Consider the following 12,021-nt stretch of genomic DNA (forward strand, 5'->3'; position numbering starts at 1 on the left):
CTGCTCATAGATCACAATATGTGACCGCACTTGTTTGAAATCCTTCGAATTAACCAACCGGCGGCCAATGTTTTGCCATTGGCCGGTAATGCCGAAAGAGCTGTGTTCCGTGGCAGTGGTGGCCCAGCGCCGCCTCGGCCCTGGGATACGTATCCAGCTACGCCTGCCCATTTTCGCTGTCAAAGAAGGCCTTCACTGTTCCCAGACTCTGATTACCCATCGAAGCATATTTGACCAGTGATTTATAGCGGTCCAGGTCGCCACGGACCTGAAGTTGCTCAAACAATGCGTTGGCTTCTGCAAGCAATAGCGGTTCCCGCTTTTTCTTCTCCCGCACAGTTGCTTTCAGTACTTTATTTCTGGTCACTATGTCAGCAAGCGTTCGCCGTCCTTGTTCCTTCCAATTTCCAGTTGCTGCGCGAACATCGTTTGGAACCAGGCCACAGGCATATAGCACTGATAGATCACTTGCACACTGCCATCCGTTCTGCTCGCCAGTGTCCACGTCGTCTTGTCACACACTTTGCGGGTATCCAGTACCTCCTCCATGAGACGCGAGTCATTCGGGGAGGCAGTCATCGCGCGAATGGTACCTTCCTGTTGTAATAGCTGGCTCAAGAGATAGCGGGTCAAAATGAAGACATTACTAACATCGGGGTGTACTAATCAACGGGGAGCAGGTCAGTTATCTATGCTCCCAGGGATTCGTTCACTTGCCGCCTGCCTGCAACACGAATTATTTAGGGTAACCCGCAGCAGCAGGCGGTTCGCCGTCTGCTTTTTGTGTTTTTAGCTCAGTATCGGGTATCGGTATTCAGCCAAACGCACACACATTTTATCAGATGACCTTATCGAAATGGTCAACATGATACGTAAGGGACAACTTCAGCATTCAGATGGCGAGGGCTTATCCCCGGAGGAACAATTTTATCTGTTGGCTGCCTAAAAAACTGGCTGTGCAACTTTTGCTGACTTGCCTGCGCTAATGCTACAGAGCCTCTCAAAGTGCTTGGAATATCTCTGATAGTAAATAGAGATGATAAATTTCAATTTAAACAATTAGTTGACTGCTTAACGTACGTTTTCGCTCCGTTGGCCCTCAAACCCATAATTAATGTGCTTTCGCCTGAATGGAATACCGGTCGAAGCTATCAAATACAGGTTTGATAATTTATAAACGTGAGTTGATACAACTAACCAACGGTGAATAATACTGCACATAAAAAACAATGGGCAGAGTTGTAGATAACCCAGTTTCTTTTTCGTCTTATAACTTCAATTAAAGTAAATAAATGTAACTATGACTCATGGTTATTGTTTCAGTGTGAAGTTATTGGTACCTTTTCTTAAAATATATCCATAGCTTACACGAAGGAAATATTATGAAGAAAATCTCAGGCATCATCTGTTCATTACTGTTGATTTCCGGATTCACATGGGCAGCAGCAACACCTGCTACAGATTGTGTGAAAGCAGACAACGCTGAGATCGAAGGATTATTTGAGCGCTGGAATGCTTCACTAAAGACAGGTGATGCAAAAAAGGTTGCTGATACCTACTTTGCTGATGCGGTCTTATTACCCACGATCTCAAATCAGGTTCGTCTGACGGATGCTGAGCGTGTTGATTACTTTGAACATTTCCTGGAAAAGAAGCCTGTTGGTAAGATTGACACCAGAACCATTCGCATTGGTTGCAACAAAGCAATTGATACAGGCACGTATACATTTACGTTTGCCGATAAAACAAAAGTTTCCGCGCGTTATACTTTCACTTACGCTTGGAATGGCAGCGAGTGGAAAATTTCTTCACATCACTCTTCCGCAATGCCTGAATCACTGATGTGAATATTGGTGGCGACAACAGTCGCAACCCCTCTAATAACAACTATTTTGGCTGCAAGTTGGTCTCGTTCTTTGCATAGGGGAATTGTGTTTCGAATGTCCGTCAATTAACGGGTTCTGTCGCATTAAGAGGTATAGTCAGGCAATACGCTTTTTTTGTGATATTTGCCTACCCATATCTCTAATAAGAAAAGCCTTCACATTAACGAATAATTAAAATGAATTTCATATAAAAATTAAATTTAATGAAAAAGTGATAGTGTTTGAATTTTGTAAATAAAAACCAGGTGTTATTTATATATTCTCATAGGGGGTGAGTGTCTTGTTTTTATCTAAGCAACTAAATCTTTTCATAGCCATGGCGGAAGAAAAAAGTTATAAAAAAGCTGCGGAAAGACTTTTTCTTACAGTTCCACCAGTTTTTAAGATGTTGAAAGAAATAGAGGGATGGGCTGAGTGTAAACTATTTTAAAATTCAAATGGAATGTTCTTAATGACTAGGGATGGTCAGGAACTATACGATATTTTATCCCCAATTTATAGAGAGTTGCATAATATAAAAGTCAAGAAAATGGATAGAACAAAAGTAATATCACTAACATCAGACTCTCCTGATTCAGATATCGTAACAGATCTATCATTCCATTTATTAAAAGATGGTATAACATTTTTTAATATAAAAAATGAGAAAAATCGCCTTCTAGGAAGCGATATTCATGTATCTACAACGAAGAAAAAACATGATGACAACATTACTGAGTTCACATTTAAGGAGTCGATGATGATTTGGTTTTCAAAAAATGAAAACATTAATTTATCTAATGTATTGCTAGTACAGGATCATGGTTTTTATGATAGTGTATTCTATCGTTCTATCCTAAAAGACCTCCAAGATATGGGATATAACGATAATGGGATTATCATTGATAATATAAAAGTCAGGAGAAATATGGTCATTCAAGGAGTCGCTGCATCAATTGACTCTTATACATGGGGTAAAGATATTAAAAACATATCCAGTAGTGAGGTGCCAGATAAAAAAGAGACATTTATTTATGTTAGAAACAATATATTAGAAGATGTGAGAATATCATTAAATAACTTTGTATTATCTAAGTAGCTGTTCTAAATAGTGTTTTATCGCATTAACAGAGTGGGTTCGGCAAAATAGTGTTCCCTTTTTTTAAGCGACCAACAGATAAAATTGTTCAGCCAGGGGACAACCCCTCGCCATCGGGATGCTGAAATTGTCCCTTGTGTATCATGTTGACCATTTCGATGCCGGCCAATACCGTTTGGCGGTCAGCAAAATGTCGATAATTTGACCTGAAGTATCGACCGCACGGTACTAATATCGTCATTGGTCTTTGATTTTGATGTGGATTTTTCCATTCGCTACCACCGTTCTACTGTGTGCTTGTGTCGGCGAAAAACCTTATCTAACAGTGGCACCAGGCGGATAACCCAACGATGCAGAGGGGAATGGTCAACGATAATACCTTGTTCTGCCATCATTTCTACCAGATTACGCAGACTCAGGGCGTAGGCCAAATACCAGCGAACAAACTGGGCGATGACATCAACGGGGTAGTGCAGACGTTTGAAGGCTTTTCTTATCAGAGACATTTCAGATAACACCTTAAAAAATGTATGTTAACAGGCGACAGCTTAATGCAACAGGGCCTGAATAATTCATCGGGTATTCATCGAAACGTATATATTCTACTAATTTTAATCATTAGCATTAATATTATCTTTTAAGTTAATTTTAATTTAGTTATAATCATTCACAAGATAAACAATAAAGGAGGTAAATATTCAAGTTTTGTATATTCAATGTCAATATAACGTCAGGTAATGTCTTTTACGATATCATCTGCCAGACGGTCTAAATTTAATGAGTCTACCTTATAAGTAAAGGGCAGATTAAATATAGTCTCGGATAGCATTCATCATCAGCGAAACAACTCTGTATGTGGATTGCTGAAAAAGTTACGCAAATTTTTCTGACATATCTACGCTAATACTACTTTGCTATTCGGATAGTCCGAGGCTTAACGACCCCTATTAAATAGTTTTTTAAACCTTCATTAGCAGTACATGCTAAGGATATGTGTTTTAAATAAAGGATATGCAGTAAATACCAAGCGTTATATACCAATAGGTTCCATGAGTCTACTGACTATAGCGATCTCCGCTAGCTTTCTTGTCTCTCCCGGTAAAGCGTTTTCAACGACTTGTATTAGTAGTACTGGTGATAATGCACATGGTGAGCAACAGGAAAACTCGACTGTAACCTGTACCGCTAGTGACCAAGGCGCCTTTCATGGCACTATCGGCAATGGGCCAGGCAATATGGATAGTCCGTTTAAAAATAATAATGTTAACGTTGTTATTAACTCTGGGAGTGAGCTCGATCCAGGAAATACCAGTGCTATAAGCCTTGGTAATAATGGCAATATTATTATTAAGTCCGGTGCAAAAGTAACAAATAGTGACAGATCCCCAACAGAAGCAGACCAGACATCCGGTAACGGTTTCTGGCCAGGCACCGGGCCTAACACCATTGAATTTGGTAACTTAACTACCTTAGTTATTGAAGCTGGTGCTGAAGTTTCATCTTATAGCCCCACGGGATCAGCTGAAGCAATCAATGTCATGGGCTTTGGTAACCGTATTGTTAATCACGGTACTATTTACTCCAACACAAGTGCAGCCATTTGGTTCGAGGATAAACAGAAACTTGAAGCGGGTGTTTCTAATGAAGAACGGGTTAATATTCTTGATAATTATGGACTTATAAAAACAATAGACGGTGAAAGTGTTATTGGTAGCAATGGCACCGATTATTTTAGTGACATTTACTTCATTAATCGTAAAGGTGCTGTAGTTGATGGTAACATCCACTTTGCCGGTGGGCAGAATCAGTTGGAGCTTTATGCGGGCTCTACTATCAATGGTGATATTGACGGCGGTGTTAGCGGTGATAATACTATGGTACTTACCGGTAATGCGGGGGAATCTCAGACTTTCTATGGTGAGCTTAAAAATTTCCAAAAACTGATTAAAAATGGTCAAGCCACTTGGGATATGGAAGGGCCTCTTGGTCTTAACGAAAGTAGCTCTGAGTTGTCAGTTTTAGTCCAAGACGGTACTTTGATCTTAGGGGGGGAAAACGTTTACACTGGAGACACTACTATTGAAGGCGGTGTGTTGGCGACTGCGCATGCTTACTCACTTAGCGAAGAATCAACAATTAATATACATAAAGGTGGGACCCTTGACCTAGGAGGGTTTAGCCAAATCGTACCTACTATAAATAATGAGGGCATTATTAAGATTAATGCTCATGAGGACAGCGGCACTCCGGGTGCTATTTTGACAGTCAAAGGTGATTACACCGGTAATAAAGGCTTACTGCAGTTCAGTACATACTTGCATGATGACACTTCTTTGACTGATATGTTACGGGTGCAAGGAAATACTGCCGGACTGACCTATGTCAGAGTCATTAACGCCGGTGGTAGCGGAGCTAAAACCCTGAATGGCATCAAACTGATACAGGTTGACGGTGAATCTGAGGGTGAGTTCAGAACCACCTATGAGCCTGGTAATGAGTTTAAGCTCTTTAATGCCACTGATACTGTCTACCGTATTACCGCAGGTGCGTATGATTATTACCTGGAGCGCGGGACTGGGGGTGAGAGTGATGAAAAAAATTGGTATCTGTCTAATATTGCTTCAGGAGCCGATGGTGGAATATTGGAGCGACCAGAGGCCAGTTCCTACAGCGCTAACCTAGCGGCAGCAAGCAACATGTTTGTCACCAGGCTACATGACCGTTTGGGTGAAACCCAGTATATTGATGCCCTCACAGGAGAAACAAAAGTAACCAGCATGTGGCTGCGTAATCAAGGCGGGCATAACCGTTCTCGTGACAGCCATGACCAACTGAGTACACAAGCTAATAGCTATGTGTTGCAACTAGGTGGCGATATTGCTCAGTGGAGCAGTAACGATTTGGATCGTTTCCATCTAGGCGTGATGGCCGGTTACGGTAATAGCAAGAGCAGAACACAGTCTAATGTGTCTGGTTACAGCTCTCGAGGTTCTGTTGACGGTTATAGTACAGGTGTATATGGTACTTGGTATGCTAATGATGTGGATAAGACCGGTCTGTATATTGATGTATGGGCGCAATACAGTTGGTTCAACAATACCGTTAGTGGTCAAGGCTTAGCTACAGAAAAATATAAGTCTAAAGGTATGACAGCGTCTGTAGAAAATGGTTATACCTTTAAGCTGGGTGAAAGCGCCTCTAAAAATACCAAGTACTTTATACAACCGAAAGCCCAAGTGACTTGGATGGGTGTTAAAGCTGACGAGCATCAAGAGGCCAACGGCACCCATATTTCCGGTGATGGAACTAATAATATCCAGACTCGTTTAGGGGTAAGAACCTTTATGAATGGCTACAGTGAGCAGGATAAAGGTAAAGACCGTGTGTTCCAGCCGTTTGTGGAGGCCAACTGGGTCCATAATACCAAGGACTTCGGCAGCACTATGGATGGCGTTACCGTAAAACAAGAGGGGGCCGCGAATATTGCTGAACTTAAACTGGGTGTGGAAGGTCAGTTGAATAAGCGACTTAACGTTTGGGGTAATGTTGCACAGCAAGTGGGTAATAAAGGTTACAGTGACACTACTGCAATGTTAGGAGTTAAGTACAACTTCTAACTATTTTTTGAAATAACGAAAAAGGTGCTTTTTTAGACCTTTTTCGTTCATGGTTAGGATTAAATTTTGTCTTATTATCAGGGCAAAATAGGTGAAAGTTGGGTTGTCTGTTTTTCTGGCAGCCCACAAATCTAGATGCTGATTGACATAGATGTTATCTAAAACTCCATTGCACGCTTATTACGAAAATCGAGGGAATAATAATTCCGCTTTCTATGCCGAAATAATCTGTAAAATTATACTGGACAGCATGATAAATATAAGGAGAAAATCCAATCCCGGTCGCCTTTTTGAAATCGTTATAGGAACCATCGTCACCACAGTGGCTGAAGGCGTCAAAAAAGAACTCACCGGTATAACCATAAACCCCTTTAAAAGCCCAACCTGATTTATCAGATAGCCAGTCTCTTCTTAACCCTATTGCAATGCAGCGGTCATCAAAACTATTTTTCATAGTTCCAACTAATACACTATATTTGGAGTCATCAGAAAATTTTCGTTCCACCGAGAAGAACCGGTTATCAAATTTCTCTGTGTATTGCCCACGATTTCCTGTCAAATGGTAAACAAACGAACCGGTATTAACGGAATATAAGTTTATTTCTCTTGCCTGACTTGTCAGTGTCGTTATTAATAAGGCAAACATAAAACCCTGTTTTATTTTTTTGAGCATTTCAACAATCTCTTTGATTATAAGAGTATAAATAGGAAACCTAAAGCGGGTAATGGGGAACCAGTGGCGGAAGTGATTATACTCGTCATACTTCAAGCTGCCTCTGTGTGGCTAACCCATTGGTGAAGCGTGGAGTGCTAAACAATAACACCACACTCTGCCATCATCTCCTCGAGATTAAGCAGGCTGAGGGCATAAGCGAGATACCAGCGAACACACTGAGCGATAACATCAGCGGGGTAATGTAGCCGACCGAAAGTTTTTCCGATTAGAAACATCGGCGACAACATTATAAAAAAAAACAGCATGTTACCTGACAAAACCTTAATGCGACACAACCTTAAACGTTACCTATGAGCCAAAGTTGATTCCCTTACCTATTCAACTCGTGCGTCAGATTATTAATTAAAAAGAGTATGAGTTAATGTCGCATTACCAGCACTGCTAATACCCCCAATAAACCAATAAAGATAAAAGTGATGCCGAGAATTAAAACAATCTTAGTGTCAATTTTAATGAAATTACAAAAAAAGAATTCTTTTGATTTCACTTTCATAGTTATTTCCTTATGCGAATGATTATTTATAAATTAAAACAAAAAAATACAATATATATTTATTGTCATGTTAGATAGGCGATATTTATATCTATACATTACTAACTATACCTAATTAGTGATGTATAGAGTGTAACCCGATAAACATTAGCAATTATGGTTCTACCGCATTAGCGTAGGCAAGTTAGCAAAAATTGCGCAGCTGATTTTTTAGGCGGCCAACAGATAAAATTGTTCTGCCTGACACTAATGATTTCTTCTTCTGGTTTGTCAGTGTTGAGTGTAGTCAGCGCTGCCATGTTTGTGCCACTTTTATCAATAGTGATCACATCAGGTTCATCGTGGTGTCGAATGGTCTTGCGAAAGAAGCGCAATGCAGTTGTAACATCCCGTTTCGTTGTCAGCAGGAAGTCGATAGTCTGGCCCACAGTATCCACCGCGCGGTATAGAAATTCCCACTGCCCTTTGATTTTGATGTAGATTTCGTCTATTCGCCATCGGCGACCCACAGAACGTTTGTGCCTGCGAAATACTTTATCCAACAGCAGCATCAGATGGATAACCTATCGGTGATAGCGTGGAGTGGTCAACAATAACACCACGCTCCACCATGATCTCCTCGATGATTACGCAGGCAGAGAGCATAAGCGAGATGCCCGCGAACATACGCGAGATAACATCAGCGGGGTGATGCAGCCGAGCGAAGGCTTTTCGTATTAGAGACATTTCAGATAATACCTTAAAAACTGTATATTAACCGACGACAGCTTAATGCAACAGATTCTATCACCATTCTGCCATACACCGATTTGCAGCCTATAGGCTGCTTCATTCTTGCTAGAGTAGTCCATATGTTATCCTTAGTGTGAATATTTTTATTTCATATTTTATAACGTGTTTTATATAAAATGAAACGCCAGAAATTAGCTAATCAAAGGATTAGTCATTATACTGTATGATATTATTTAGTGTTTATATTTATATATCAGGCCACAATTTGAAAATATTTTTCCGCCTCCACTCTGTTAATTCGACAGAACCGGTTAAGTCATCTCACCCAAGAATAATATCTATTGGTGTATGATAGCAGAGATCATTATGACTATGTTTATAATGCTTATTCTGTGTTTCGCTTAGTATACTTATTAATATGTAATTTATAATTTTGGTGTGAGCAATATGTCGACTTATGCTGTGCGTAGTGTCATTTGGGTTGGGATATACCTTTTTTTTATTCTGGCCCCTCTGTTGGCATTATTAACCGGTACATTACCCCCAGCTCGAGATTTCTGGACGGAGTTTTCGATTGCCCTTGGTTATGCCGGATTGGCAATAATGGGGCTACAATTTGGTCTGACTGCCCGTTTTCGTTATGTCACCGAACCTTGGGGTGAGGATATTATCTATCACTTCCACCGCCGAATCTCTTTGATTGCAGTCGGGCTGGTTATCGCACATCCCTTAATCCTGTTTGTTGTTCGTCCAGAGTTATTGGCACTACTAAACTCCTTCGACGCGCCGTGGCGAGCCCGTTTTGCCGCCCTATCAACCTATGCATTAATTGCTTTGGTTATTACCGCATTGTGGCGAGTTCAACTAAAAATACGCTATGAAATCTGGCATTTATCTCACATTATTCTGGCCGTAGTGGCGGTTGTTGCCGGGGTCATGCATATGGTTGGCTGGGGGTTTTACCTCGACGACCCATTAAAAAGAGCACTTTGGGTTGGCCTGATTCTATTTTGGTTTGGTTTGCTACTGTATGTGCGGATAGTCAAACCGCTGTTTATATTGCGACGCCCCTATCGCGTGGTAGCAGTACGGCAGGAACGGGGTGATACCGCCACCTTAGTAATGATGCCCGATGGCCATGACGGTTTTCGTTTCACTCCCGGACAGTTCGGTTGGTTAACCATTTGGGGTAGCCCGTTTAACATTACCGCCCATCCGTTCTCTTTTTCATCCAGCGCACAGGTGAGTGACGGGCGCGTGGAAATGTCGATCCGCAATCTGGGGGATTTTACCTCTAACATACCTAAAGTCCCCATCGGGCAACGGGTCTATTTGGATGGTCCCTATGGAGCATTCACATTAGGAAATCCGGCAGACATGCATGTTCTGGTCGCCGGTGGTGTTGGGATAACGCCAATGATGAGTATGTTGCGAACACTGGCTGATCGCGGTGACCAACGGCCAGCCCTGCTACTTTATGGCAGCAAAGATTGGGAATCGATCACCTTTCGTGAAGAGTTAGAAGCATTAAAATCACGGCTTAATTTGGTCGTGGTTCATGTGTTGTCGAACCCCGCGCCAGACTGGACAGGGGAAAAAGGATTCATTGATGCCGAGGTGTTCAAACGGCACTTGCCCCCTCCCTATGCCAGTCACGAGTATTTTATATGTGGCCCCAATGTCATGATGGATGCTATCGAGTCTGCACTGAATGAAATCGGTGTTCCTATGTCGAAGTATCATTCAGAACGCTACAGTTTTGCCTGAGGAGTTTACCGATGCGACGTCTATTTGCTGAACGTTTAGTGATTGCCACGGCTGTGGTTGTGATTATGGTGGCGCTGCTATTTGCCTGGCTGCGGGTGGCTGGGTAACAGCATAAAAGCGGTCAAGAGGGTTGTGTTACATTAAGCTGTCGTCGGTCAATATACAGTTTTTAAGGTGTTATCTGAAATATCTCTGATAAGAAAAACCTTGAAATGCCTGCACTACCCCATTGATGTCATCGCCCAGTTTGTTCGCTGGTATTTGGCCTACGCCCTGAGTCTGCGTAATCTGGTAGAAATGATGGCAGAACAAGGTATTATCGTTGACCATTCCCCTCTGCATCGTTGGGTTATCCGGTTGAGCCCTTTGCTGGATAAGGCTTTCCGTCGGCACAAGCGCCTGGCTGAACCTCAACAGTCTCCAGTGGGCCAACACTCGACCAGTTGACCCAGTTGGCGGATGCGCGTCAGTCCACATTGCTCGCTCTGACCAAAACCCTGCGCTATCAGGAGGCGGCGGGGCAGAACCGCGAAGAGTTGGGCTACTCGCTATTGAAATAGGATAATTTAAAATAAGTAACAATGGCCTATTTTTAGATTGGCTATCTAGCAAGCTATAGATGTGAGTATATTCACTATATGTAAGACATGTAATTTTAATTATCCTACAATGGCAGAGTGAATAATTAAAAACAAAAAAAGCCAATCCCATCCCATAAGGTGACTATATCATTCTGACTGATGATAAGTATTGTTATCATTTATAAAAATAAATTGATTGAATTTTAATTTAATAAAAGGTATTGAAACATGAACTGTGTTATTTTTAGTCAATGCAATCTAATTACATTCTCCTTTAAAGTTCTTTTATCTGAAATATTAAAATTATCTTCTCCGTCAGTAGATTCTGATATTAAAGTACATAATTCTATTAACATTATGATAAAAGAAATGGATGCTAATCCGTGGTTGATATTACTTGATATTAATGGGATGTATCATCAGGATGTGCATTCTATCTTATTGAAAATTAAGTGTTTTGAAAATGCCACGGTTATTTTGTATTGCGAAAATTATGCTGACTTATGTAATTTACCTGTCATTTATGATGCTTTTTTATACAGGGATAGTAAACTTAATGATATTAAAAAAACACTTAAGATATGCTGCAATACTATTGATAGCACTAATAAAATGAAATGTGTTGAAACGATTTTGGCGAAATCACAACTGACTAAAAGAGAAAGTGAAACATTGAAATTTATTATTTCTGGGTTAAATAACAATCAGATAGCAAAAAAGTTATTTATCAGCCATAAAACTGTGAGTGCTTATCGACGCAGCATATGTAGAAAATTTGATATTGAAAATTTAAATTTATATTACTTGAAGTATAGAGAAACACAACGGTGAATTTTTTTACTATAGTATTAACTTCTATTAAAATAAGTACTATAACACTATATTTATCACAACAGATTTATTTTCATATATAAATTATATTTTAATTTTATAGTTGAATTTGCAATTTTCCTTTTTTTACCTATATGTGCAACTTGCACATTGTACTGCATCACCAAAAGGTTTTTTTATACTGGCTGGGGAATATTACTTTTTCTGTGTCGTTTATTTATGTCATCGAATGAGTTTTCCAATCACTGATTATTGTCTGTCAGACTATTCAAAAATGAGACATTGGCTCAAGATGTCTTC

Annotated in this window: 8 protein-coding genes and 5 pseudogenes; 8 read left to right on the top strand and 5 right to left on the bottom strand. The window is 40.5% G+C overall.

Annotated elements, in window-relative coordinates:
• Positions 1-157: 157 nt before the first annotated feature.
• Positions 158-367, bottom strand: a complete 210-nt coding sequence (locus tag V1955_RS03350) for a hypothetical protein (RefSeq protein ID WP_083162638.1) — start codon at positions 365-367, stop codon at positions 158-160.
• A gap of 483 nt (positions 368-850) precedes the next feature.
• Between V1955_RS03350 and V1955_RS03355 the strand changes: the two are divergent.
• The 4 genes and pseudogenes from V1955_RS03355 to V1955_RS03370 form a co-directional block, all read left to right on the top strand.
• Positions 851-946: pseudogene (locus tag V1955_RS03355) on the top strand (IS6 family transposase); the annotation flags it as partial.
• Between the two features lie 436 nt (positions 947-1,382).
• Complete coding sequence (locus tag V1955_RS03360) at positions 1,383-1,847, top strand: SgcJ/EcaC family oxidoreductase (protein WP_442820519.1); 465 nt, start codon at positions 1,383-1,385, stop codon at positions 1,845-1,847.
• A 310-nt stretch (positions 1,848-2,157) separates the two neighbouring features.
• A complete protein-coding gene (locus V1955_RS03365; RefSeq protein ID WP_442820520.1) occupies positions 2,158-2,316 on the top strand; it encodes a helix-turn-helix domain-containing protein in 159 nt (52 codons plus the stop codon).
• A 21-nt stretch (positions 2,317-2,337) separates the two neighbouring features.
• The gene (locus V1955_RS03370) at positions 2,338-2,964 is read left to right on the top strand and encodes a hypothetical protein (RefSeq protein ID WP_442820521.1); all 627 of its coding nucleotides are present in this window, start codon (positions 2,338-2,340) and stop codon (positions 2,962-2,964) included.
• 171 nt (positions 2,965-3,135) lie between these two features.
• On the opposite strand, the pseudogene V1955_RS03375 reads toward V1955_RS03370, so the two are convergent.
• Positions 3,136-3,470: pseudogene (locus V1955_RS03375) on the bottom strand (IS6 family transposase); the annotation flags it as partial.
• A gap of 543 nt (positions 3,471-4,013) precedes the next feature.
• On the opposite strand from V1955_RS03375, the gene V1955_RS03380 reads away from it, so the two are divergent.
• On the top strand, positions 4,014-6,581 hold the full coding sequence (locus tag V1955_RS03380; protein WP_442820522.1) for an autotransporter outer membrane beta-barrel domain-containing protein: 2,568 nt from the start codon (positions 4,014-4,016) through the stop codon (positions 6,579-6,581).
• Positions 6,582-6,735: 154 nt separating this feature from the next.
• Here the strand turns inward: V1955_RS03380 and V1955_RS03385 are convergent, their stop codons facing one another.
• The 3 genes and pseudogenes from V1955_RS03385 to V1955_RS03395 form a co-directional block, all read right to left on the bottom strand.
• Positions 6,736-7,227: a hypothetical protein gene (locus tag V1955_RS03385; RefSeq protein ID WP_442821416.1), complete on the bottom strand. Its 492-nt coding sequence runs from the start codon at positions 7,225-7,227 to the stop codon at positions 6,736-6,738.
• A gap of 167 nt (positions 7,228-7,394) precedes the next feature.
• A pseudogene (locus V1955_RS03390) lies at positions 7,395-7,532 on the bottom strand (IS6 family transposase); the annotation flags it as partial.
• Between the two features lie 502 nt (positions 7,533-8,034).
• Positions 8,035-8,536: pseudogene (locus V1955_RS03395) on the bottom strand (IS6 family transposase); the annotation flags it as partial.
• Between the two features lie 453 nt (positions 8,537-8,989).
• On the opposite strand from V1955_RS03395, the gene V1955_RS03400 reads away from it, so the two are divergent.
• The 3 genes and pseudogenes from V1955_RS03400 to V1955_RS03410 all read left to right on the top strand — a co-directional run bounded on the left by V1955_RS03400 (position 8,990) and on the right by V1955_RS03410 (position 11,721).
• Positions 8,990-10,309, top strand: a complete 1,320-nt coding sequence (locus tag V1955_RS03400) for a ferredoxin reductase family protein (RefSeq protein ID WP_083162517.1) — start codon at positions 8,990-8,992, stop codon at positions 10,307-10,309.
• A gap of 186 nt (positions 10,310-10,495) precedes the next feature.
• Positions 10,496-10,708, top strand: a pseudogene (locus tag V1955_RS03405) (IS6 family transposase); the annotation flags it as partial.
• A 410-nt stretch (positions 10,709-11,118) separates the two neighbouring features.
• Complete coding sequence (locus V1955_RS03410) at positions 11,119-11,721, top strand: LuxR C-terminal-related transcriptional regulator (protein ID WP_442820523.1); 603 nt, start codon at positions 11,119-11,121, stop codon at positions 11,719-11,721.
• The last annotated feature ends 300 nt before the right edge of the window (positions 11,722-12,021 follow it).

The organism is Yersinia sp. 2545 StPb PI, assembly GCF_052217125.1.
Lineage (GTDB): Bacteria > Pseudomonadota > Gammaproteobacteria > Enterobacterales > Enterobacteriaceae > Yersinia > Yersinia enterocolitica_E.